The 25,389-nt window shown below is 39.0% G+C and carries 23 protein-coding genes; all 23 read right to left on the reverse strand.

The genetic code is table 11. The annotated features are described in order from the left end of the window. Positions 1 to 9: 9 nt before the first annotated feature. The 23 genes from priA to HMPREF1639_RS00630 all read right to left on the reverse strand — a co-directional run bounded on the left by priA (position 10) and on the right by HMPREF1639_RS00630 (position 25,380). Positions 10 to 2,322, reverse strand: a complete 2,313-nt coding sequence (gene priA / locus HMPREF1639_RS00520; RefSeq protein WP_036762113.1) for a primosomal protein N' — start codon at positions 2,320 to 2,322, stop codon at positions 10 to 12. A gap of 78 nt (positions 2,323 to 2,400) precedes the next feature. After that, a complete protein-coding gene (gene coaBC / locus HMPREF1639_RS00525) occupies positions 2,401 to 3,612 on the reverse strand; it encodes a bifunctional phosphopantothenoylcysteine decarboxylase/phosphopantothenate--cysteine ligase CoaBC (protein ID WP_036762116.1) in 1,212 nt (403 codons plus the stop codon). 108 nt (positions 3,613 to 3,720) lie between these two features. Continuing rightward, positions 3,721 to 3,987, reverse strand: a complete 267-nt coding sequence (rpoZ, locus tag HMPREF1639_RS00530; RefSeq protein WP_036762118.1) for a DNA-directed RNA polymerase subunit omega — start codon at positions 3,985 to 3,987, stop codon at positions 3,721 to 3,723. Next, positions 3,965 to 4,606, reverse strand: a complete 642-nt coding sequence (gene gmk / locus HMPREF1639_RS00535; protein WP_036762120.1) for a guanylate kinase — start codon at positions 4,604 to 4,606, stop codon at positions 3,965 to 3,967. Before gmk ends, rpoZ begins: the two co-directional genes overlap by 23 nt. Before the next feature lie 13 nt (positions 4,607 to 4,619). Next, the gene (locus tag HMPREF1639_RS00540) at positions 4,620 to 5,501 is read right to left on the reverse strand and encodes a YicC/YloC family endoribonuclease (protein WP_036762123.1); all 882 of its coding nucleotides are present in this window, start codon (positions 5,499 to 5,501) and stop codon (positions 4,620 to 4,622) included. Positions 5,502 to 5,650: 149 nt separating this feature from the next. Further along, a complete protein-coding gene (locus HMPREF1639_RS00545; protein ID WP_036762125.1) occupies positions 5,651 to 6,997 on the reverse strand; it encodes a glucose-6-phosphate isomerase in 1,347 nt (448 codons plus the stop codon). Positions 6,998 to 7,089: 92 nt separating this feature from the next. Continuing rightward, positions 7,090 to 8,703, reverse strand: coding sequence for an NAD(P)/FAD-dependent oxidoreductase (locus HMPREF1639_RS00550; protein WP_036762127.1), 1,614 nt, complete (start codon positions 8,701 to 8,703; stop codon positions 7,090 to 7,092). Positions 8,704 to 8,869: 166 nt separating this feature from the next. Next, positions 8,870 to 9,244, reverse strand: coding sequence for a hypothetical protein (locus tag HMPREF1639_RS00555; protein WP_036762131.1), 375 nt, complete (start codon positions 9,242 to 9,244; stop codon positions 8,870 to 8,872). 8 nt (positions 9,245 to 9,252) lie between these two features. Beyond that, positions 9,253 to 10,320, reverse strand: a complete 1,068-nt coding sequence (locus HMPREF1639_RS00560) for an SEC-C domain-containing protein (RefSeq protein WP_036762134.1) — start codon at positions 10,318 to 10,320, stop codon at positions 9,253 to 9,255. 175 nt (positions 10,321 to 10,495) lie between these two features. After that, positions 10,496 to 10,930 carry a hypothetical protein gene (locus tag HMPREF1639_RS00565; RefSeq protein WP_036762137.1) on the reverse strand — a complete coding sequence of 145 codons (435 nt, stop codon included), beginning with the start codon at positions 10,928 to 10,930 and terminating at the stop codon, positions 10,496 to 10,498. Positions 10,931 to 10,942: 12 nt separating this feature from the next. Next, entirely contained in the window at positions 10,943 to 12,388 is a 1,446-nt protein-coding gene (locus tag HMPREF1639_RS00570) for a hypothetical protein (RefSeq protein WP_036762140.1), read from the reverse strand. Positions 12,389 to 12,415: 27 nt separating this feature from the next. Then, positions 12,416 to 12,853, reverse strand: coding sequence for a type II secretion system protein (locus tag HMPREF1639_RS08880; RefSeq protein ID WP_052045359.1), 438 nt, complete (start codon positions 12,851 to 12,853; stop codon positions 12,416 to 12,418). 124 nt (positions 12,854 to 12,977) lie between these two features. After that, positions 12,978 to 14,030: a type II secretion system F family protein gene (locus HMPREF1639_RS00580; protein ID WP_036762143.1), complete on the reverse strand. Its 1,053-nt coding sequence runs from the start codon at positions 14,028 to 14,030 to the stop codon at positions 12,978 to 12,980. After that, complete coding sequence (locus tag HMPREF1639_RS00585; protein WP_036762189.1) at positions 13,996 to 15,237, reverse strand: GspE/PulE family protein; 1,242 nt, start codon at positions 15,235 to 15,237, stop codon at positions 13,996 to 13,998. The genes HMPREF1639_RS00580 and HMPREF1639_RS00585 overlap by 35 nt, the downstream gene beginning before the upstream one ends. A gap of 162 nt (positions 15,238 to 15,399) precedes the next feature. Then, complete coding sequence (locus HMPREF1639_RS00590; protein ID WP_036762146.1) at positions 15,400 to 17,274, reverse strand: cation:proton antiporter; 1,875 nt, start codon at positions 17,272 to 17,274, stop codon at positions 15,400 to 15,402. Positions 17,275 to 17,291: 17 nt separating this feature from the next. Next, positions 17,292 to 17,852, reverse strand: a complete 561-nt coding sequence (locus tag HMPREF1639_RS00595) for a nitroreductase family protein (RefSeq protein ID WP_036762149.1) — start codon at positions 17,850 to 17,852, stop codon at positions 17,292 to 17,294. A 108-nt stretch (positions 17,853 to 17,960) separates the two neighbouring features. Next, complete coding sequence (locus HMPREF1639_RS00600; RefSeq protein ID WP_036762152.1) at positions 17,961 to 18,221, reverse strand: hypothetical protein; 261 nt, start codon at positions 18,219 to 18,221, stop codon at positions 17,961 to 17,963. Positions 18,222 to 18,432: 211 nt separating this feature from the next. Further along, a complete protein-coding gene (locus tag HMPREF1639_RS00605; protein ID WP_036762154.1) occupies positions 18,433 to 18,924 on the reverse strand; it encodes a DUF1097 domain-containing protein in 492 nt (163 codons plus the stop codon). Positions 18,925 to 19,092: 168 nt separating this feature from the next. Beyond that, positions 19,093 to 20,406, reverse strand: a complete 1,314-nt coding sequence (locus HMPREF1639_RS00610; protein WP_036762156.1) for a GTPase — start codon at positions 20,404 to 20,406, stop codon at positions 19,093 to 19,095. 8 nt (positions 20,407 to 20,414) lie between these two features. After that, complete coding sequence (gene hydG / locus HMPREF1639_RS00615; protein ID WP_036762157.1) at positions 20,415 to 21,818, reverse strand: [FeFe] hydrogenase H-cluster radical SAM maturase HydG; 1,404 nt, start codon at positions 21,816 to 21,818, stop codon at positions 20,415 to 20,417. 111 nt (positions 21,819 to 21,929) lie between these two features. Next, positions 21,930 to 22,982, reverse strand: a complete 1,053-nt coding sequence (hydE, locus tag HMPREF1639_RS00620; protein WP_036762159.1) for a [FeFe] hydrogenase H-cluster radical SAM maturase HydE — start codon at positions 22,980 to 22,982, stop codon at positions 21,930 to 21,932. A gap of 16 nt (positions 22,983 to 22,998) precedes the next feature. Beyond that, the gene (locus HMPREF1639_RS00625) at positions 22,999 to 23,250 is read right to left on the reverse strand and encodes a TM1266 family iron-only hydrogenase system putative regulator (RefSeq protein ID WP_036762160.1); all 252 of its coding nucleotides are present in this window, start codon (positions 23,248 to 23,250) and stop codon (positions 22,999 to 23,001) included. Between the two features lie 252 nt (positions 23,251 to 23,502). Continuing rightward, a complete protein-coding gene (locus HMPREF1639_RS00630; RefSeq protein WP_036762161.1) occupies positions 23,503 to 25,380 on the reverse strand; it encodes a PTS fructose transporter subunit IIABC in 1,878 nt (625 codons plus the stop codon). Between the last annotated feature and the right edge of the window lie 9 nt (positions 25,381 to 25,389).

Raw genomic sequence — 25,389 nt, forward strand, 5'->3', positions numbered from 1 at the left:
CCTCCTCCACTATATAAAACTGTTTGGGTTAATCTCTATATTTATATTAACATTTTTATCAAAAATTTGGTCAAACTTGCTAATACAAATATACCTCAGCATAGATTTAATACGCCTTATATCCATAACCTCATCTTTAATAATAACCTGCCACCTATACCTATCATTTATCCTGTTGATAGAACACTCATTAGGTCCTAGTATCCCCTTAACTTCGATTGACTGAGATTCCAAAAGATATTTAACAGTCTCTATAAATTTAGCGGCATTATTCTTTACTATATTATAATTCTTACCCGAAAAAACTATTCTGAACATATTATTGAAGGGTTCATATCCAAAGGCCCTCCTCAGCCTAATCTCATCCTGGTAAAAACTTTTATAATCATAATTCACTGCATGCCTGATAGCAAAATGGTCCACATTATAGGTCTGAAGTATTACATGTCCCTTTTTCTGACCTCTTCCTGCCCTTCCTGCAACCTGGGTTATCAGCTGGTAGGTCTGCTCAAAGGACCTAAAATCAGGATAATTAAGCATCATATCTGCTGAAATTATACCGACCAGGGTTACATTCTCAAAGTCATGACCCTTGCTCAATATCTGAGTACCTATCAAGACATCCGCATCCTGTCTATTGAACTGGCTCAGTATAGACTCCAATTGACCCTTTCTCGAAGTAGTGTCCTTGTCTATCCTCAGAGTCCTTATAGACGGATATTTCTTATTTATATATTCTTCAATTTTTTCTGTCCCCAAACCTAGGGTTCCTATGTTTGTACTGGAACACTGGGGACAGGTATCTGGTATTAATTCTTCGTGGCCACAATAGTGGCATACACCCTTATTTTTGAACTTGTGGTAGGTCAAGGATATATCACAATTCTTACATTTAATGACATGTCCACACTCTCTACAGGTCACAAAGCTAGCATAGCCCCTCCTATTCAAAAATAGTATGGCTTGATTGCCAGACTCCACAGTCTTTACTATCTCATCTTCCAGACTCTTGCTTATTTCTGACCTGCTACCCCTGTTCATTTCATACTTCATATCCACAATCTTTATATCAGGCATGGCTCTTTCATTGGCCCTCTTATTCAACTCCAAAAGAGTATACTCACCCTCTTGAGCCCTGTAATAGTCTGATACAGAAGGTGTCGCCGAACCCATCAGCAGGGTCACATGATGTTTTAGGGACATATATCTAGCAACCTCTATAGTAGAATACTTGGGAGTCATTTCGGAATTATAGCTCATATCATGTTCTTCATCTATTATAATCAATCCCAAGGACCTAAAAGGCAAAAATATAGCCGACCTAGTTCCTATTATGACCCTTATATTCCCATTTTTTATTTCCCTATAGACATCGTGCTTTTGTCCCTCGGACAAACCACTGTGGAATACTCCAACTATCTCTCCAAATCTAGCCTTTACCCTGGATATCATCTGGGGTGTCAGGGCTATCTCTGGTACTAATAAAATACTATCTAATCCTTGATTTAGACTATATTCTATCAGTTCCATATACACTTCAGTCTTGCCACTTCCTGTTACACCATGTAGCAAAAAGGGCTTTTTATTCTCTAGTGGGAAATCCTTCTTTATATGGTCTACCACATATAACTGGTCCTTGTTCAAACTCACTTCTTTTGAGTAGATCTTAAATTTGCTATCGGACTTCCTGTAATAGTCGAGTTCTTCAACATTTAAAAAATCCTTGTCTACCAAGCTCTTTATACTTTGACTTGAAACACCTAAAATTTCCATTAGCGTCTTATACTCTACAGACTCATTTGAACTTAGAAATTTAATTATTTCCTCTTGTTTAAGACCAAGTCTATATTTATTTTCAGAAATCATCTGGTCTATTTCTTCTAGTCCATATTTGAGTGATAGGTAGCTGATTTTTTTTTCATTTTTCTTATCTGTATATGTCCAAATTACTTGTCCATCTTCTTCTACCTTCTTGGCCTCCAACTTGTATCCCTTGGGATAAAAGAGGTTTAGAGCATCCATATAGGTGCACATATACCTATTTCTAATCCAAGCTATTAGCCTTATATTTTCCTTACTCAACATGGGCTCTACATCTAGGATTTCAAATATTACCTTTATCTTATCTGGCTCAATATCGTCTTGTCCTAGCCTATCCCTCTTCCTCACTACAAAGGCCTCTGTTGGCTTGTTTGACTTGCCAAAGGGAAGGCTGACCCTATGACCAACCATAATTTTTTCTTCCATATTATCTGGAACCTTGTATGTAAAAATCATATCGGCAAACCTGCTCTTATTTCTAAGTATTAAATCAATATACACATTCCATACCTCCCTCCAGATAATCACAAAAATAGCTAAATGGTAAAGGGTCAACATTTACATTTAGCTATCTTCATCCTACTTATTTTCTAATATATCTCTTACCTTATCTAGTATCTTGTCTCCTACTTCAGATTTCAGTAGCTTTGGATATTCATTAATCCTTCCATCTGCATCTATTATCTTAACTATGTTGGTCTCTGTAGCAAAACCTGCCCCCTGCTTTGTCAGGTCGTTGGCAACTATGAAGTCAAGATTTTTCTTTTTAACCTTCTTGGCTGCATTTTCCAAGACGTCATTAGTTTCGGCAGCAAAGCCAACCAAAACCTTGTCGCCCTTTATCTTACCCAACTCATGGGCTATGTCCTTATTTCTAGATAATTCAATACAAAGGTCTGAGTCCTTCTTCTTTATTTTCTTATCAGAGTATGACTTTGGCTTGTAGTCAGCTACTGCGGCACTCTGGATAACCACCTCATTGGAGTCAAACTCGCTCACTAGGTTTTTATATAGGTCATCTGCACTTTCGATAGCTATAAATTTAGCCAAACCTTTAGGAATATCTAGGTCAGTCTTTCCTGATACCAAGGTAACCTGAGCCCCTCTAGCTACTGCCCTTTTGGCTATTGCATAGCCCATCTTGCCACTAGACCTGTTGGTAATATACCTGACTGGGTCAATGGCCTCTATAGTAGGTCCAGCACTTATCATTATCTTCCTGCCCACTAGGTCCTTGTCAGTAGATTTCTCTTCAAAAAATGTGACTACATGCTTAATTATGTCATCTACATCAGCTAGCTTTCCTGGACCTATATCTCCACATGCCAACCTACCTGATGCTGGTTCTATAAACATATAGCCTAGGTCAGAAAGTTTATGTATATTATCCTGAACAATCTTATTTGTATACATATTTGTATTCATAGCTGGTGCCACTATAACCTGCGCCCTAGTAGCCATTACTGTTGTTGTCAACATATCATCAGCTATACCACTAGCTAGCTTGCCTATAAAATTAGCAGTCGCCGGCACTATCAAAAAGGCATCTGCCTTTTTTGCCAACTCTATATGCTCTACCTCCCAAGTCTTGGGTTCCTTGAACATATCATTTATCACAAAATTATTACTCAAGGTCTGGAAGGTCATAGGATTTACAAACTCACAGGCAGACTCTGTCATTACAACATGTATATTTGCATTCAACTTTTTCAATTTACTCACGACATCACAGGCCTTGTAGGCTGCTATGCCACCTGTAACACCTACTACAATAGTCTTATTACTTAGCATGTCAATAGACTCCTTTTCATAGTTTTCATTAAATTCATATAGTTGTCTTACTAAAATTAAATGGCTTTAGTAACTTTCAAGTGCCATCCTACATTCATGGATTTATTATTAGTCCTGTTCTAGTAATTTCTTCTCCTGGGCCAACTTATGAGCCAATTCCTTAGCTTCAATCTCATCATCAGTAAGGAGTCTATATCCTACCTTACCTGCTATAATTTCTTCACTAGCCACTACTACTGGCTTGTCTTTGGAGTCAGCCTTTATAAGAGGTTCTTCCTTGTCAACCAATTCTCTTGCCCTCTTTGACACTGTTGCAATTAGGTAGTATCTATTGTCTATCTTTTCTACTATATCATTTAATGATGGTCTTAACATTTTCTATCTCCTTCTCAAACATATCTAATATATCTTTTTTGTATCTCTTAACCTTGTTCTTTTCAACTTCTAATATATTTAAAATCTCTTCTGAAGACTTTTCGACTATATTGTTAAATATAAAGTAGTCATAATCTCCCAAGAGCTTGATTTCATCATAAGCACTGTTGAATCTCTTTTCTATCTGTTCTTCTGTTTCTGTGCCCCTTCCTACAATTCTATTCTTTAATTCCTGAAGGCTAGGTGGCAAGACAAATATGAATACAGCCTGTGGATAGACCTCCTTTATCTGCATGGCTCCCTGCATCTCTATCTCTAAAATGACATCTCTACCCTTGTCTAGTTCGTCAAAAATTGCCTTCTTAGGCGTACCATAGTAGTTGTCATATATCATGGCATGCTCTAAAAACTCACCATTTTCAACCATGGCCTCAAATTCTTCCTTGGTCTTAAAAAAATAAGACTTTCCTTCTATCTCTCCTACCCTAGGTTTTCTAGTAGTTGCCGAAATAGATAAATTGATGTCCTCATGCTTAGAAACTATATCCTTACAAATAGTCCCCTTACCAGTCCCGCTTGGACCGGACACAACAAGTAATAAACCCTTTTTATTAATCATATTATCCCCCAAACTACTCTATATTCTGGACCTGCTCTCTGATTTTTTCCAATTCAGCCTTCATATTGATAACTAGGTTGGCTATAGAAACATCAGACGACTTTGAACCCATAGTATTGACTTCCCTGTTCATCTCCTGAATCAAGAAGTCCATCTTCCTACCAACTGATTCATCTGCTGTTACAGTGTCCCTCAGCTGGTTTATGTGACTCTTAAACCTTACTATTTCCTCTGTAATGTTGGACTTGTCAGCATATATAGCTACTTCCTGGGCCAACCTGTACTCGTCCACTACATTTGGATCGTCCAATAGCTCGCCAATCCTGGTATTTAATTTTTCCTTGTACTCTTTTTCAATAGTTCCTGTATGTAATTCTAGATCACATACCGACTTTTCCAAGAGGTCTGCCCTGGCAAGAATGTCTTTTTCTAGTTTTTGACCTTCTACTATCCTCATCTGACACAAGTTTTCTAGGGCCTTCTTGCTAGCTAGTGATAACATGTTCCACAACAACTCTTCGTCATCTTCAGCCTCAGTAATCTTGACCACATCAGGAAACTTGGCTATATCTACCGGATTAATAGCTTCTTCCATACCAAAGTCACTCTTTATATTTTTAAGAATGTCATAGTACTGTCTAGCCAGCTCCGCATCATACACCAGATGGGATCCGACAGAAGCAACCGTCTCAAACTTAACGAATATATCAACCCTACCCCTGTTTAGGTAGTCCTTAACCAAAAATCTCAACTTGTCTTCCAAGAAGGATAATTTCCTAGGAAGTCTAGGATTTATGTCCAAATACTTGTGATTTATTGTTTTGCATTCAACCGAAAGATTATAGTATTGGTCCTTAAAGTCGCCCATACCAAATCCCGTCATACTCTTCGCCATAACTAATCTCCAATCCAATATAAAATTGCTACTAATCTTTATTATAACATATTGGACAGGCTCTCACAACACATAAAACCTCTCGACTGGCTGTTAAACCAATCAAGAGGTTTGTACTTATAAATATTCTATTATCGTCCAAATAAAAACTATAATCTAGCTTCTAATTTTGCCTTTTCTTCTTCGTAGCCTGGATTGCCTAGTAGGGCAAACATGTTTCTCTTGTAGTCTTCTACACCTGGCTGGTTGAATGGATTAACTCCTAGGATTACACCTCCTATACCACAAGCCTTTTCAAAGAAGTATACCATCTGTCCAAATGTATACTCATCTAATCTAGCAACATTTATCACTAGATTAGGAACATCTCCATCTGTATGAGCTAGTAGGGTACCCTGGAAGGCCTTCTGATTTACGAAGTCTACTGTCCTGCCTGCCAAGTAATTTAATCCGTCCAAGTCATCCTTGTCCATCTTTATTTCTAGGTCTCTTCTTGGATTTTCTACGTTTATTACAGTTTCAAAGATAAACCTTCTACCATCCTGTATGTACTGTCCCATTGAGTGTAAGTCTGTTGAGAAGTTTACTGAAGCTGGGAAGATACCCCTCTGGTCCTTACCTTCACTCTCACCAAACAACTGCTTCCACCATTCAGCAAAATACTGTAGCTGTGGTTCGTAGTTTACCAATAGTTCAGTTTCCTTGCCCTTTCTCTGTAGTACTGTTCTGGCAACAGCATACTGGTAGGCCTGATTGCTAGCTAGGTCCTTTACTAAATATTCTTCTCTGGCATCAGCTGCCCCCTTCATCATGGCATCTATATCAAAGCCTGCTGCTGCGATTGGAAGTAGTCCAACTGCTGTTAGGACTGAGAACCTACCGCCTACATTATCTGGTATTACGAAAGTTTCATAACCTTCTGCTTCAGATAGACTTCTAAGAGCCCCCTTGTTGGCATCTGTAGTAGCATATATCCTTTTTGCAGCCTCTTCCTTACCATATCTCTTTTCTAGGTCTTCCTTGAAAATTCTAAAGGCAAGGGCTGGCTCAGTTGTTGTACCTGACTTAGATATTACATTTACAGAATAGTCCCTATCTGCTACTAGGTCTAATAGGTCTAGTAGGTATGATGAACTGATACTGTTACCTGCAAAGTATATCTCTGGAGCCTGTCTCTCTTCCTTGCTCAAGTTATTCTTAAAATTCTTGCCCAACATCTCGATAGCTGCCTTGGCACCTAGGTAAGAACCACCAATACCTATTACTACCAAAACCTCTGAATCAGACTTAATCTTGTCTGCTGCCTTTTTAATTCTAGCAAACTCATCCTTGTCATAATTGACAGGTAGGTCCATCCAACCTAGGTAGTCATTACCTAGAGACTCACCTTCATGTAGTAGGTCATGTGCTACGTCAACAAATGGCTGCATAGCCTCTACTTCTCTCTTAGCCAAAAACTTTTCGGCCTTACTGTAATCAAATTTAATGTTACTCATATTGCCTCCTCTATTACTTTCTATTTATAAAACCAACTCCACCACAGTCAGTTTATTACCATAACCATTATTTTATTATTACCATTATACCACTACTTCTTATTTTTAGTATCTAAAGGTAAATATTTTTCAATTATTTTTTCTGCACACTTTATACCATCAACAGCAGCAGTCACTATACCACCAGCGTAGCCAGCACCTTCGCCACATGGGTATATATTTGATATATTGACAGACTGAAGACTCAACTTGTCCCTACTTATCCTAACTGGGGCTGATGACCTAGTTTCTATCCCTGTCAGGACTGCATCATCCATAGCAAATCCCCTCAGTCTCTTGTCCATGTCAATTATTCCCTCTCTCATGGCATCCACCACAAAGTCAGGTAGACATAAGCTTAAGTCCGTAGGCTTTACACCTGGCCTATAAGATGGTCTCACACTAGCAAGACCACTTGAAGGTCTTCCCGCTAAAAAGTCCCCAACTAGCTGGCAAGGAGCATGATAGTTAGATCCACCCACTTCAAAGGCCATGGCCTCATATTTTTCCTGAAAATCTATACCTGCCAAGGGGTGGTCTGAGCCGTAATCCTCTGTAGTGATATTTACCAATAGTCCACTATTGGCATTCTCCTGGTCTCTGGCGTGTTCACTCATACCATTAGTAACCAGGTGCCCCTGACTACTAGCAGAAGCTATTACACTGCCTCCAGGACACATACAGAAGGTATATACACTCCTGCCATTAGATACTTGACTAGTCAACCTGTAATCCGCAGCCCCCAACCTCTCATGTCCTGCAAACTTGCCATACTGGGCCCTGTTTATTAGGTCCTGTGGGTGCTCTATCCTGGCCCCAATGGCAAAGGGTTTTTGCTCCATATATAGGCCCCTCGAGTTCAGCATCCTATAGCTGTCCCTGGCGCTATGGCCGATAGCTAGTATTAGGTCATTGCAGGCAAGTTCTTCATCTCCATTTATAGTGACTGACACCAAGTGAGCATCTTCTACCTTTATATCTGTCACCTGACTTGAAAACCTGACCTGGCCACCAAGATGGATAATCTCATTCCTGATGTTTTTTACCACATTCTTCAAAATGTCAGTTCCCACGTGGGGCTTATGAGAATAGAGGATATCCTCCGGTGCTCCTGCTAGGATAAACTCTCTTAGGACCTTGTCACTCCTGATATCCTTTATCCTAGTAGTCAGCTTGCCATCAGAAAATGTACCTGCTCCACCCTCACCAAACTGAACGTTTGACCTATCATTTAAAATACCACTTTTCCAAAACTCGTCTATATCTTGAGTCCTGGTGTCCACATCCTGGCCTCTTTCCAATAGTATGGGTCTATATCCTCTTTGTGCCAACAAAAGGCTGGCAAAAAGACCCGCTGGACCCGCACCAACAACTATTGGCCTCTTCTTCATGACCACATGACCTGATTCTATATCTTGGTACCTATTACTTGCTATAAATACCGTATCTTTTGATTTTCTTGCTAGAAGCTTTTTTTCAGACTTCAAGCTCACGTCCACTGTATAGACAAAGCTTATCTGCCCCTTTTTCCTAGCGTCTATAGACTCCTTATAGATACTGTAGTCTATTATATCACTGTCATTTATCCTCAATTTTTTACACAGCTTGGACCTTACTAGGTCTATGGGCTGGTCTATATCTATTTTTATGTTAGATACTCTTAACATTGGTCCTCCTTGTCTTATTCACACCTACCAATTCACTTCTGCCAACAAATTCACTACTAGCCTAGGATTAGATATTTACCTATGACTATTATAGCCATAAATACACAAAAAAGACTAAATCACAAACAATACTCGCAATTTAGTCTTTTAATCTTCCAAATTTAGCCTAGTCCTTTGTAATCAAGCCCCTGATAACCTTCATATTGTTGAATATCTTTTCAACAAAGTTCTCTGCTATCTCGTCATCCAATAGCTTGATTTCTAAGTTTTCGTCACCTTCAATACCCTTGTCCCTACAATACTGGTTAGCTATTTCCATTATAGCTTCCTTGTTGTCTGGTGCCAGAGAATACTCCTTGTAGTCCACTATGACATACTGAAGCACTTCCTGCTTGCCATCCTTGTTGTATCCAATCTCTATATGGTAGATTACGGCAAATAGGTTTTCTATCTTCTCCTCACCATTGTAAACTGGTATAGCTGGATTTGACTTTATAAAATTAGTAGATACCGGTATACTATTTCCTACTTTTAACTGCATATTTCCTCCTATTGACCTTCAACAACTGCTAATATTTCCTTGTTCCTCTTGGCTAGGGTACTAGTACTCACATCATACTTCTGAGCTATAGAATTCTGAGTAATAGTCTGCCCTATAGACTTCCTGTAATAGTATTCCAAACCTGAAGCCCATCCATTTTCCGCTCCAGATAGGTTTAACTTTGACGAAATCTCTGACCACAGCTCTATCATCTTAGCCAATATATCTTCCTCTTCAACTTTTTCCCTAAGCAGACCTTCTAGGTTTAAAGAATTTGATTCTTCTTCATCTCCCTCAAGTTCATGTAGGCTTTCTTCCATCATGCTATCCTTGTAGTCGCTCATCTGCAATAGGTTCAGCATATGTTTGTAGAAGTATAGTGAATTTATAGATATAAAGTAGTCTATATTGGCCATATTGTTTACATCGCCCTTGTATTCACTCATCACATCCTTGTATATGTAGTCTTTGACGTCTTCCTGTATCCTAATTGTTAGGTCAGTCAGCACATATACGCTTCCAATTTTAACCGGCCTTGCTAATAGGTACTGACCTACCTCAAAACCTGCCAAAATTTCCGCATCTAGTGTATAATACTGGATACCTGTAAATATATCCCTTATAATTACCTCTAATCCGTCAAACTTATCTATAACAAACAAACTTGGGTGAGAATTTAGGCAACTAACAACTACCTCTCTATCTTTTTTATCAAATTTCTTGTGACCCAATACATACATAGCTGGTGTATTTTCCCCATCTATCATGTAATCATAAGAGAAATATGATGCAAAGAACCTATTTGAAGCTATATTATTGACAATCATATCATCAAAAAATACATTTCTAGCTTCTTCTTCCTTGCCTGCAAATTTCTCATCATTTTCAATTAAGTCTTCCAAACACTCGCTAAGACCTATAATAGCCCTTGAGTATGTTTCATTAGCCTTTTTCTTCTTGTCAACTAATGTTTTTTGGTCCAATATCTTCCTATGTTCGGCCAAGTCTTTTTCCATACAACACTTTTTATATTTCTTGCCACTTCCACAATGGCACAAATCATTTCTATTCAACATATGTAACTGCTCCCTACTCTTTTCTATTAAAAGACCTTTCACACATAAATATTGATCTATTAAATATCTTTTGTCGTTAGTACTACTATAAAATAATAAACAACATTTCTAATTATATCATAGTCAATTTAATCTGACAATATAGTGTTAATTATATTACCTCTATTATGGCCTTCTAATCAAAAAAATGGAGTTTTATTGAATATTTTGGCACATTTTGCCCATCATAAGACAAGGAGTCTACTACAACTTTATTTTTTACTGACCTCAACCCCTTGATAAATTTAAGAAGTGAGTCCTCATTTCCTGTTAGACTTAATTGATACTCTCTATACTCGTCATTATCATTAACCTCCATGGACTCTATATCTAACCCACTATTAGATAGTTCATATAGGTCTAAATCTCTAACTACAGTCGAATCTGGCCTGATTTTTCTACGCCTATCAATTCCATCAAGGTTAGCCCGATTTTTATCCTCTCTTATAGTTTCTATTTGAAGAGATATTCTCTTATTTTCATCTTTCATTGGATTGACTACACTAGTATTAATTAAGACTATAATTGCTAAAAAGGCTAAAATATAAAGTAAATTTTTGTCAATCCTCATTTTTATCTCCTCTTATTCTTTTTGATTTTTTCTACCATCTTTTATTTCGATTTTAACCGCATACTTATTCTTTTTCTTTTTCACCTTTTCTTTGACGAGCTCAAATTTTTCATCAGCCCTATCTTCATCACTTGCTCCCTCTTCAGACTCCTCCTCATTTTCCAGCCTATCTTCGGGCTTTTTTTCTCGTTTATGTTCTACTTCTTCTTCAACATAGTATTCAAAACTATTGATAGACAAAATACTCGCCTTATTAAGGACCTTATCCGACATCAGACTTCTTATTTTTCCCTTGTCGTCAACCTCAAATTCTAACAGCAGTCTAGAATCATTACATTCAATTTTTTTCACCATCTTGCCCAACTTTTTATGAATCTCATGCACCCCAACTATATCGAGTCCATATATATTCCCATCAATTTTTTTTACTGCCTCATATTGCCTCGTTTCCCCGGTTCTGGTTTGTGACAATACCTCATCTAGTTCCTTATTAAGACTATGATTAGCCATAAATACTTGACTCGTCATAACTATATAAAATACAAATATTAAAATTATAGATCTTACTAGGTAAATATTTGTTTTTGACTTTCTGATATTTTCAGAATAAAAGTCTACTAGTATATTTTTCCTATGCCTTGAGCTAGCACAAATATTTTTCCCTGGAAGAGAGAATTTCCTATCTTCTTCCAATATTTTTTTACAAATATAACTTGTATAGTCTTTAAATATTTCTATACTTGTCAGGGATTGTATAAGTTCATTAAATCTCTCCCTACTGTAGTCTCCAAATACCAAAATCTTGCCCTTGCTGTTCAAGTATGATATAAAGTTTTCATCCCTGTAAGCCTGGTCAACAACAATCGAATTTTCAACCTCACCATTATCCAAAAGACTTAAAATTAAGTCTTCTTGTCTTATTTCTACCATCGCAAAATAGTCCGACAAACCGTCCATAAATTTTTCTGCCACTTGGTAGTTGCTATATATGGCCTGACACCTAATCTTTAAGTTTTTTTCAATAAACCTGGCTATATTGTAAAAATAATTGGGAAATATACATACATCAAGACCTACCATGTCATTTTCTTCAACCTGTCCCTTGGCATATGCTATGCAATAGTCATCTCTGCTTAAATTCATCAATTGCATTATTTCTATATCTATTACTAGGTCTATGTCCTTCTTTTTTGAATTCTTTAAAACTTCAATAGTCTTCACGAGGACATGACTATTCTGACATACCATATAAAACTTCTTAAATTTGCAAGACAGCTTCTTTTCTAACTGGTCTATATCTTCACAAATCTTGTAGGCTATTTCACCTTGATTATCAAAAATAGACCCTTGGTCTATATCTAGGGGGTAGTATTGGTCAAATGTAAGACCCGACTCCTCCGAAGTCGAAAAGGCAATTATCCTATATCCACTTGTCTCAAATCCTACAAATAAAACCATACTCTTCCCCCCCTAAAATACAAACTCTTAATCTGTAGTAGACTTATCATCTGGCTTTGGATAGAAGACCTTTTCTCCTGAACCAGTTCCACCTGTTGAGCTCACCTCCACAACAACCTTCAACTCATTTTTATCATTAGGTGGCTCTATCTTAAATTTTCCTGATACACTCTGTGGCTTTGGCTCACTTGATAAGTACTTTCCCTTTACCAAATTTTCTATATTGTATGCATCATTACCTTCCTTACCTTCACTCTCTGCCATATATGCAGCCGTTGCTATATTAGATGCATTTGCATAGTCGGCATTTTCCTTGGCCTTTTTCTGGGCTCCAGAAAACTTGATTGCTACAATACCAGCAAGTATGCCTATTATAGCAACCACAATCACTAATTCCACCAGGGTAAAACCCTTTCTCTTCTTACAAATATCTATACGATTATTATTCAGTTTTAACTTATTCATCAAAAATCGCCCCCTAAAAAATCAACTTCTCTACTCCTACGAGAAAATATTTAACAAGATATAAACAATAAGCAACCACTACAGGATATAAATCATTCACAAGTCAAAATTCAGGTTCCAAACACTAACCCAAGTTAGAAATCATGTCAAACATAGGTGATAAAATAGCATATAGACAAACGCCTATAATCAGCCCCATAACCACTATCAATGCTGGTTCAACAATTTTGACCAGATTCTCTAGCTCCAGGTCCAGTTCCTTTTCACAGTAGATACTGGCCATCTCCATACTACGAGCAAAATTACCAGACTCTTCACCAGACATCAGCATAGATATAAATATCTGAGGGAATATACCTGCTATCTCCAAGGACCTAGTCACAGAGTTACCCTTTTTAATTCGTTCACCTACCAATTTCATCTTTCTCTCTAGATGCCTATTATCGAGTAGCTTGGTAGTAATTTCTATAGACTCGCCTATATGCACACCACTTCCAAGCAGTATAGCCATAGCCCTAGAAAAGTTATCTGAAATGATCATTGTATGTATCCTGCCCAGTTTGGGTATTTCAAATTTCTTCTCATCATACCAGGACCTTATCTCCCTACTATTTTTAACCATCTGAATAAGGAAAAGTATCAATACAGTTGAAAATACTATAAGTATCAGCAAGTTTGCCCTCAAAAATCTAGACACAGCAAACAAACTCCTGCTAGCCACTGGCAACTGATCCATATCTATTGCAAAGGCCGACTCAAAATTAGGTACCACAAAGACCAGGATAAAAATTAGGGAAATCAAGGTTACAAATACCAGTATTAATGGGTATATTGCTGCTGCCAACAATTTACTCTTGAGCCTGTACTCCCTGTCATAATAGGCAGACATTTTTTCAAAGACAAAATCTATATTACCGCTTATCTCTCCAGCCCTTATCATGCTGATAAAAAACACAGAAAAGGCATTTGTCAAATAAAAGGCCTCCGTCATGGTCCTGCCCCTCTCTATATTTCTCTTTACCATTGTCATAACGCCTGCTACCTTCTTGGAAGATGTCTTGATTATAGTATCAAATATACTCATCAGGTCACATCCAGACTTTTCCATACTGGCTATCTGTTGGCATATTACCTTGAGTTCTTTATCTTTTATTTTTTTCTGCAATAGAATCTTCATATGTCACCATTCCGTTTTCTATAGCCAGAGACCTTATCCTCTTGGCCTCCCAGCCAGACTTTACAGCAGACCTAATCTGGTCATCTATGGCCAAGAGCTCGTATATAAGGGTCCTAGTCTCATCATCAGACCCTCTAATTACCAACTTTTTCTTGACCAGACGTTGGGCTATGACACCCACCAAGGCCGAATTGATAAGGTACTTGTCAATACCCATATCTTCTAACCTAACAATAGCTGATATTGCGTCATTTGTGTGCAGGGTAGTAATTACCAAGTGCCCAGTTATAGCAGCCCTAACTGCTATTTGTGCTGTATCGATATCCCTGATTTCACCCACGACTATGCAGTCAGGGTCCTGCCTCAATATAGACTTGAGGCCATTATCAAACCTTAGGCCGGCCTTGTAATTTACCTGGACCTGGTTTATGCCGTCGATTTTGTACTCTACTGGATCTTCTATAGTTGTTATATTAATATTTTTATCTTTCAAGTAATTGAGCAAGGAATATACAGTCGATGACTTGCCGCTGCCAGTCGGTCCAGATACAATCAGCATACCACAGCCCTGCTTGAGGATAGTGCCTATAATATCCACTGCCTTGTCAGAAAATCCCAATTCCTCCATACTCTTTAGGGATGAAGCCTTGTTGAGAATCCTCATAACCAGCTTTTCACCATATATGGTAGGTATGGTGCTCAACCTTATATCGACATCTTGGTCCTTGTACTTGTAGCTAAAACGACCATCCTGTGGTAGCCTCTTTTCAGTTATATCACAACCTGCCTTTAGTTTTATAATAGTGCTGATCTCATGGTGGTTGCTCAGTGCTATCCTGTCCACCAATACAAGGTCACCATTTAGCCTGTACCTGACCATTATTTCCTTACTAAAGGGTTCTATATGAATATCACTGACATTGGACTCAATGGCCCTAGTGATTATATCCTCTACCATCTGCCTGCCAACAGTTTGGGACCCCCTATCAAGTTCCCTGTAATTTTCTTCTATCTTGAGGATTATATTATCCCTATTGTCAAGTTTGACCACAATCTCTCTTCCTGATATAGCCCTCAAATTATTGACTAGGCCAATATCGAATTCTGCCATCAAGACCTCCAGTTTGGTATCACTGGCACTTAGGGGAAATATACAATATTTCTCCGCCATCTTTTTGGGAATTAGTGTCGACAAAATATTCTCCAAAATCATCTACCTCCTTACTCATAAATATATAGACAAAAAAATAAAAATAACCCCAGAAGAGTTATTTTTATTCAATCATATATTTAATTTTCAGGCCTAAAGTCCTTATATATTTTTATATTTTATAAGCAGACAGCCTATTAATAGCTTTATAGCAGCCTCCTACCTAGTCCAATTATTTTGTAGGGTATTAAAGGCAGACTTGGAGTTAACAAATTCCAAGTGCTGGCCAGAGTCATCCGGACTCGGTGGCGCAAGCGACACTATATAGTCTCCATTAGAAATCTTTGGCCTATGCCCTGTAGTAAAGAAGTCTATATCACCAGCATCATTCATGGTAAATATATTTATCCTCCTGTAGTCTGTATTCTTGTAGTAGCTCTCCTCTGTCAAGGCTTCTGTAATCTGTGTAGCCGAGAAGGTATAACCCTCTTCAACCAATCTGATAAGACTCAGGTATGTTGCCCTGTAGTCACCCAACCTAGGTACACCTATATGCTGTAGTTCCTTGAAGTCACTCCTTATCTTGTCACCCAAGACATTTATGATGCACATATTACCATGACCAAACTTGCCTACAAACTCATTTGATACCAGTATGTTGTATAGTGGTATAGGCGTATTTAATAGCATCTTCTTGTAGATTACCAGGTCTAGATTGTAGTTGGCTACCTCATAGAGGATTTCTCCCTGGTAGCTCTCTATGTCTGTATTTATAGCATGTTCTAAATTCTTGTCACTATAGTCAACTATCAAACTAGGTATGTCATATTCCTTCAAGAAGTTGGCCATGGCTACAGAAAACCTATTAGAACCAACTATGACCAAGCCTGGTTTACCTGCGTGGGCTAGTCCAAGCCTCTTTGCCAGTGGCTGAATAGAAAAACCATGGGCAACCACTGTGACTATCACCAAGGCAAAGGTAAGGGCTAGTAAAAGCTCTGCATCCTGGTGGCCTTCCTCAACCAATAAATTAGTAAAGTAACCTGTAACAGTCAGGGCCACTATACCCCTAGGTGCTATCCAACCTATCAGGGCCTTTTCCTTGCTAGTCAGGTCTGTTCCAATTGTAGACAACCATATTGATAGGGGCCTAACTATAAACAACATTGACAAGACAAAAAGTATTATCTTTAACTGGAATATATCCACCAAAACCGACCTGGATAGGGAAGCCGTAAGCATTATAAAGACTGACGATGTCAATATTACAGATATATTTTCGTTGAAGTGCTTTAGCTGTTCAATAGATGATATATGCATATTGGCCAAAATCACACCCATGACAGTAACTGCCAAAAGGCCTGTCTCGTGGGTGATAAATTCACTTAGACTAAATGTTCCCAATACCAGACACAATACTATGGCTGACTTGAGGTATTCAGGAAAGTAGTTCTTCTGTAGGGCCCTGCCTGTAGCCAGACCCGCTAGGCCACCGATTATCACTGCAATCACGACACCTATACCAAACTGTACCAATATACCTGCACTCACACTTGTAGATGTAAATACCTTGGCTGTTTCAAATGACAAGACTGCCAAAATGGCCCCCATCGGGTCAACCAATATACCCTCCCACTTCAAAATAGTGGACACCTTGGAATCCAACTTTGCCTGCCTTAATAGGGCTATTATTACAGTCGGTCCCGTAACAATCAAGACAGCCCCTATAACTAGGGACGGCGTAATTGATAGGCCTGCCAAGAAATAGGCACTCAAACTGCCCAAAATCCAAGCTATTAGGGCTCCAAAGACCACTATCCTCTTGATGGTCATCTTTGTATCGGTAATCTCCTTAAAATCTAGAGACAGGCTACCCTCAAACAATATCAGGGCAACCGATATAGAAATTATAGACTTGTATAGGCTATCTCCCAAGATCTGTGACGGCACAATTATATTCAAAAATGGCCCAACAACTAGGCCTGCCAAACTCATTATAACTATCGCTGGCTTGGAAATCTTCCAGGCCAACCACTGTGAAAATATGCCTAGAAAAATTATTAAAGATACTGCAAAAGTGGCTGATATTTTCATCAAACCCCTCCCTTCATTTATTTTTTAGAAAAAATAAGGGCATCCTTCCTCTTAGGTGGCTTTGGCTTTGACTCCATATAGCCCATAATCAATGGAGCTATAGACACATAAGAATCAGGTATATTATATTCTTTCTTGAAATCTTCCCTATTGAATATCTCCTGACCAAAACCTATCCAGCAAGATCCAATCCCCTTACTAAACCCAGCTAAAATCATATTTTCAGCTAGGCAGGAACAGTCCTCCATATACCAAGGAGAGCTAGTATCACCAAATACTATAACTAGGTTCTTTGCTCCGTAAAATAGGTTGAAATCTGGATCTGTAAACCAATTCGTATACTTCTTGTAGGCTGGTAGGTCATCTATCCTAGCCAAGATATCCTTTTTACCAATATCCGACCACCTCTTTATTTCCTCAGGGTCCTGTATAATTACAAATCCCCATGGCTGACGGTATTGACCTGTAGGCGCACACATACCCAAATCGATCAAATCCATAATTTCATCATAAGTTAATTCCTGGTCAGTAAAGCTCCTAACACTCCTCCTAGACCTAATGCACTCTAATATATCCATACTCTTCCTCCTTAGATAAACTAATAGCACAAGACTAACCTTATCCATACTTACCTCATTAGAATAGAGGGTTAACCTTACATACAATTATAGGTAAATTATATACCCCTAATCTTCAGAAATTCTTGACTCCATCATATATATTATAGACTCAGCAGGCATATTACCCAGATCGGCCAAATCACTAACTGTCATCTTATCAAGCCCACCTATACTAGCCATAGACTTTAACTGGTTAAACTTAGGATTTACCATCACCAGGTACTCTTTCAAATAACTAAATTTTTCAAAAAGCTCCCTAACCGGCGTATCCAACCTAATACCAGACCTACTCTCAAGAAAAACCTCTTCCGACTTTAAATTACTCATATCACTGCCTCCTACTAACTTAAATTTTATACATAGTTATAATTACTTTTTATCCACAAACAAGCCCTTTCATTCAAATATTTAAAAATAAATCTTCCCTCAAAAATATTTTGTAGATAGCACTTGAAAAATAAAACGAGGCAAAGCATCCATTTGACATAGCTTAGGATGCAAACCTCGTTTTATTTTGAATCAAATTATCTATAAAACTCTATTCTTCTTTACCAAACTTCTTCAACAAAAATTCTCCTGTTTTGTCGCATGATAGGGCCAATACGCCGCCACATAAAAGTGATAGCACTACATGTACGATTTCACTGCTCATGACATTTATACCCATAGCCATAGCTCCAAAAGTAGTAAAACATCCCATAAATGCCCCTGGTATAAACCATAATTCCTTGGCCTTAGCCTGCCAACACATAGTAGCTGAAATTATACCTGTCATTATAAATGGGATAGCCACTACATTTGGCACCAAACCTGATATAAAGATAGCTATTAAGGCAGATATCATACCTGAAAAAGTCGAAAGCATTGCTGTCTTGACACCTTCTAAACCATGCTTGCCAGAAGCAAAATAGGCTGTACATCCAGAGAAACCGATCCATGTAACCAAGCCGAGTGATGGTATTGAAGATATGGCCCCCCATATGCCACAGCAAATACCAGTTCCCAAACCTAAAGCAAATAAAGCACTCATCAAAATCCTCCCATACTTAAAATAACGAATATTGTCTTACAATAGTATATCATGGCGAATTAAGACTTTGCAATTATTAAGTTATATTCAGCCTGCTTTTTAAACTATCATTCTCTCCAAAATCAGTCTTAAATTAAGGATAGAGTGCTGCTAGCAGGCAAATATAGCCTAGTAGATTGCCCTTTCAAAAACTCCCTTTAGGTAGGCCAAGACCACACCATAGTTGGTAATCGGTACATCCGAGCCCTGTGCTAGGCCTATTCTATTTATCATATTATTTCTAGTCATCATGCAACCACCGCACTGGATCATTAGGGCAAACCTCGATAGGTCTGTCTCGTTCAATTTACCCTGCGAAAACTCAAAGTGGAGGTCCTTGCCTGTCTTCTTCCTTATCAAATTTGGTATCAGGACAGTCCCTATATCCTCATGCGAAGTGGTATGGGTGCAGGACTCAGCAATTAAAATCCTATCCCCATCATCAAGCCTATCGAGATAGGCAGCCCCCTCTAAAAAGACATCTATGTCGCCCTTTTGTCTGGCAAAGACGATAGAAAAGCTAGTCAAATCGATATTTCTACCGGCCTTATCAAGCGTATCTGCCACCTTATCAAAAATTTTTGAGTCAGTAACCACCAGGTCTATATCCTGAATTTTATTTAGGGCTGGCTCTAGTTCTGTATCCTTGACCACAAGGGCTATTATTCCATCATCCAGGCAGGCCCTAATCATCTGGACCTGGGGCAGGATCAGCCTTCCCTTTGGTGCCTCTGAATCTATGGGAACAACCAATAGGACTGTATCACCTGGCTTGGCTAGTCCCTCCAGTAGACCCTTGTCCTCTAGCTGGTCTTGTAGGTTGTCGACTATAAACTTACATAGGATATCTTTTAAGCTACTAGCAGACCTTTTATCATCCCCATTAGTAACTACTGATTTTTTATTGTTATCTCTATTTTCATTAATAGTTATACCTATATTGCTAGGTATATCTCCATTGACACCTAGCTCATCTTGACAGCCTGTCATACTCGATATAAAGATACATCCAGATGTATCTCCAATAGCTCTCTTGTAGTCCTCTAGGTCATCCACCTGGTCACACTTATTAAATATATATATGGCTCTTTTATTTAGCTTTTTGTAGTTGGCCCTAGCCTCTTGCAATTCATCTGCAAATTCTAGACCTGCCTTAAACACATGAACTACCAGGTCGGCCTCACTTATTTCAATTTCAGTTTTTTTGACCCTCATCTGACCTAGGTCACCTTCATCATCTATACCAGCTGTATCTATCAGCCTAATTGGGCCATAGCCTATTAGCTCCATAGACCTGGCTACGGGGTCTGTAGTTGTACCTGCATAGTCCGATACTATGGACATCTCTTGACCCAAAATGACATTGAAAATAGTCGATTTACCACTATTGCGGTTGCCCGCAAGGACTACTGTCTTTCTATTTGCAATTGGTGTATTGTTCATAATCCCCCCTATATATATAGGTCTCTAATTCCAGACTTCAACTTGTCTATATTGTCTAGGGTAAACTTCTTGATATCTTCCCTATCTATTTCTTCTGCCTGGTATCTTACAAATCTCTCAGCCTTTTCTAAGAATTTTTCGTCCCCGTAGTCTACTGCATATTCCATTAGGGTAGTCAAGGCATTCGGCTTGCACATATGATGGATCTTTTCTGACTTGGCTATATTCATAAACTTTTCACCTGTACGACCAGACCTATAACAAGCTGTACAATAACTAGGTATATAGCCATGGTCTATCAGGTCGTCTATCACCTCTATAGGCTTTCTATTGTCTGCCATTTCAAACTGACCTATATTCTCTCCCACCATAGATTCATGGTAGCCACCAACACCTACGCATGATCCAGCAGATACCTGTGATACGCCGTACTCTATCAACTCTTTTCTCATATCTTCATCTTCCCTAGTTGATAGGATCATACCTGTATATGGCACAGCTAGCCTTATAATGGCGACAATCTTTTTGAACATATCATCATCCAGTAGGTGTGGGAAGGTTTCTAGTGATACTCCTTCTGCTGGACGTAGCCTAGGCACTGATATGGTATGGAAACCTACACCGTACTTCTTTTCTAGGTGTTCATTGTGCATCATAAGTCCCAATACCTCAAATTTTGGGTCAGCCAAACCAAATAGGACACCTGCTCCAACGTCATCTATACCGCCCTCCATGGCCCTATCAAAGGCTGTTAGGTGGTAGTTATAGTCTCCCTTTAGGCAATTTGGGTGCATTCTTTCATATGCCTGCTTGTCATATGTCTCCTGGAAGAGGATATATGTTCCTATCTGGGCATCCTTTAGGGCCCTATAGTTTTCCACAGTGGTAGCTGCTATATTTACATTAATTCTCCTGATGACTCCATTCTTTTCATAGGTATCATATATAGTATCTATAGCCTCCAATACGTAGTCAATTGGACAGTTTAGTGGGTCTTCACCTGCTTCCAAGGCCAATCTCTTGTGACCCATCTTCTCTAATATCTCTACTTCTCGCCTAATTTCGTCCATAGTTAGGCGCTTCCTGTTGAACTTGTTCTTGCACTTGTATCCACAATATACACAGTTATTTACACAATAATCGCTAATGTATAAAGGTGCAAACAATACTATCCTATTACCATAGACATCCCTCTTAATCTTACCTGAAACTTCAAATAGCTTCTGAACCTGGTCAGGATCCTCAATCTCTAGTAAGGCTGCAATCTCAGCATGGTCCAAGCCCTTCTTGTGCAAGGCCTTTTCCAGAATTCTGTCGATGTCTTGTCTTGTAGTATTTTTTGCACCATCAATCAAAGATAGGATATAATCCCTATCTATACTTACGTTCTCTTCAAATCTTTTCCTATTCATTTTTGTCCACCTTTCAAATTAGAAATTCTTTTTTGTCAGATTTAATACTTTAACACACTTATAATCGACTTACCAAGAAGGGTCTTTTCATCTCATTGAACCCTAGCTCGACTAGTCGCACATCTTGCTATCACCCCTGGACATATCCGCCATATACCCATAGGATTCTAGCTCCTGCTTAATCATTTTTAGTGCCTCAGCAGATTCACTACCTGTACTTTTTTTGTTGTTGTAAAGGCTGTAATCCCCCCTATATCTTAGAGGAGTCAAATTAGGCATTATTACATTCGCCCCGGCATCCAAGCCCTTCTTCCTACCCCTTGTATCTACACTAGCAAGGGCTGTAGTTGCAGGCAAGAGTACCTTAGGTAGCAGGAGCCTCAAAATAGCCAACATTAGAACTGTTTGATCCAGACTCCCCGGCCTATAATCCTTCATACTAGTACTGGAGTGCGGTATAAAGGGTCCTATACCTATCATCTCAGGCTCTAGTTCCTTCAAAAACCTTAAATCACGAGCATAATCCCTATTGGTATACCAGGGTAGTCCCACCATAAATCCTGCCCCAGTCTGAAAACCCGTATACTTCAAACTATGCAGACATTCAATCCTAGAATCCAAGCTGGAAAATGGGTGCAACCACCTATAAAGGTCTGGATTGGACGTCTCATGCCTAAGCAAGAACCTATCAGCACCTGCCATCTTCATGACCTTGTAGGATTCTCTTGACCTCTCACCTAGGGACAGGGTAACAGCAACATCAGAAAATCGTTCTTTCACAGTTCTTACGATATCACATATACGCTTGTCTGTAAAGTAGGGATCTTCCCCACCCTGGAGCACAAAGGTCCTAAAACCTAGCTTATAGCCTATAGAGCAAGTAGACAGTATGTCTTTTTTAGACATCCTATACCTCTTGGCATCCTTATTATAGGCATTGATACCACAGTATTTGCACTCTCTCTTGCAGTAGTTGGTAAACTCTATCAGGCCCCTCATGTAGACTGCCTTTCCATAGTGATTATTTCTAGTATCGTAGGCTAGTCCCAAAAGATAGGTCCTAGTTTCATCCTCCAAATTGTCCAAGAGATAGACTAGGTCTTCCTCCATCAGGTCATGCTCGAAGTATAGCTGGTTTATTAGCTTGTATATTTTTTCCTTCATAAACTACCTACTTGTCTTATGTCTGCTTTGAAATGGCAGTCTTGACTGTCACTCCATATAGGCTACCCAACCTACCAGTCATGGTATTGATTTGGTCCATGCTACCAACTACAGTGATACTGATGACAGACATACACTTGTCCTTCAAGGGAAGTCCCATCCTCCCCCTAACTAGGTCATGGTATTCAGCCACTATCTTATTGAATTGGCTCTGACACCTAGTAGGATCTTCCAAGATAGCACCTATAACAGCTACTCTTTCGTCCATAATTCCACCTCCAAAAGTCATCTTAGTCTTACTTAATATCCTAGTCTTACTTAAAAAGTATATCACAAAAGAATTCCTTTTAGAATATAAAACTCTGGAAATGACAAAGAAGCCCCATCCACTCAGCTACTCAGCTGTATGTGAACAGAGCTCCTACTTATATCATATATTAAATATTTTATCAAGATATTTTAAGTCGTCTGATATATAGGACAACTTAAAAGATACATTTATTTCTTTGTCAAGCAATAACTAGACTAACTTCTTCTTCCAAATACCATAAATCATACCAGATATTACTGTACCGATTATTATTGATATAAAGAAGAATAGTACATGGTGTGGATTCATTACGAAGGCTACCAAGACACCACCATGTGGGGCTGGAGCATTTACATGCCACAACTGAGTCAAACCGCCGGCGATTGCTGAACCTATTACAGAACTCACAATTACCCTGACTGGATCTGCTGCTGCAAAAGGAATAGCACCCTCTGTGATAAATGTTGCACCCAATAACCAGTTAGTCATACCAGATTCTCTTTCCTTGTCTGTGAACTTGTGCTTGAATACTACAGTAGCAAGAGCTATAGCCAATGGTGGAACCATACCACCTGCCATTACTGCTGCCATAAAGGCACCTGACTGAGTCGCTGTAAATACTCCAATAGAGAAGGTATAGGCTGCCTTGTTGACTGGACCACCCATATCTACCGCCATCATACCTCCTAATACTGCACCTAGAAGGACTGCATTACCTGTACCTAGGTGGGTAAGGGCTGTATTCATAGACTTGTTGATTCCTGCAAATATTGGATTTACACCAAAGTACATCACAAGACCTGTCAATAGTAAACCAAATACCGGATATATAATCATAGGCTTGATACCATCAAGTGACCTAGGCATACCTGATGTCAACTTCTTCAAGAACTGGACTATATAACCTGCTATAAAACCGGCAGCTAGACCACCCAAGAAACCTGATCCACTATTAACAGCCAAAAGACCACCAACCATACCAGGCATTAGACCTGGTCTATCAGCTATACTCATAGCTATATATCCTGCAAGGATAGGTATTAGCATTGTAAAGGCTCCATTACCTCCAATATCCATCAGGAACTTGTATATCTGACTATCTGGTCCAAATGAACTCTCTGCCATAAATGATACAGCTATCAGGATACCTCCACCTACTACAAATGGTAGCATATGGGATACACCATTCATTACATCCTTGTATATCTTGCCTCCTATAGAAGTTTTTTCCCTGCTGTTTTCCTGTGACTTGACCTGACTATCAGCCTTGAATATACTTCCTTCCCTGTTGAGAGACTTATTGATTAGTCCTTGAGGATCTCTGATTGCTTCACTTACTGGTGTCTTTAGTAGGTGCTTGCCATCAAACCTATCCATTTCAACATTCTTGTCAGCTGCCACTATTACACCTACAGCCCTATCTATTTCTTCTCTAGTCAGTACGTTCTTAGCACCATCGCTGCCGTTAGTCTCAACCCTGATATTTACGCCCATCTTCTTGGCCTGGTCCTTTAGGGCATCTTCTGCCATATATGTGTGGGCTATACCTGTTGGACAAGCTGTTACTGCTACTACTAGGGGTTTTTCTCTATCTACCTCTTCCTTGGCCTCTTCCTTCTTGGCCTCCTTGACCTCTGCTTCACCAGCTTCCACTAGGGCAAGGACCTCGTCTGCATCCTTGGCTGCCTTTAGGGAATCTATAAAGTTTGGCTTTAAGAGTAACCTAGATAGGTTGGCCAAAGTTTCAATATGGGTATTATTTGCCCCGTCCTCTGCAGCTATCATAAAGAATAGGTAGGCTGGTTGACCATCTAGAGAATCGTAGTCAAGTCCCTCAGACTTCCTTGCAAAAAGTACACATGGAGTATTTACTGCACTTGTCTTAGCATGAGGCATGGCAATACCATCACCTAGACCTGTAGACGACAATTCTTCACGATTCATAATCTCCTGTTTAAATACTACAGGGTCATTTATCATGTTTTTTTCACTTAACTTGGCGATCATTTCATCTATTACGCCTTCCTTAGTATCAGCACTAAGGTCCATAATCATAATTTCTTTTTTCAATAAATCCGAAATTTTCATAATAACTCC

Source organism: Peptostreptococcus sp. MV1, assembly GCF_000758885.1.
GTDB lineage: Bacteria > Bacillota > Clostridia > Peptostreptococcales > Peptostreptococcaceae > Peptostreptococcus.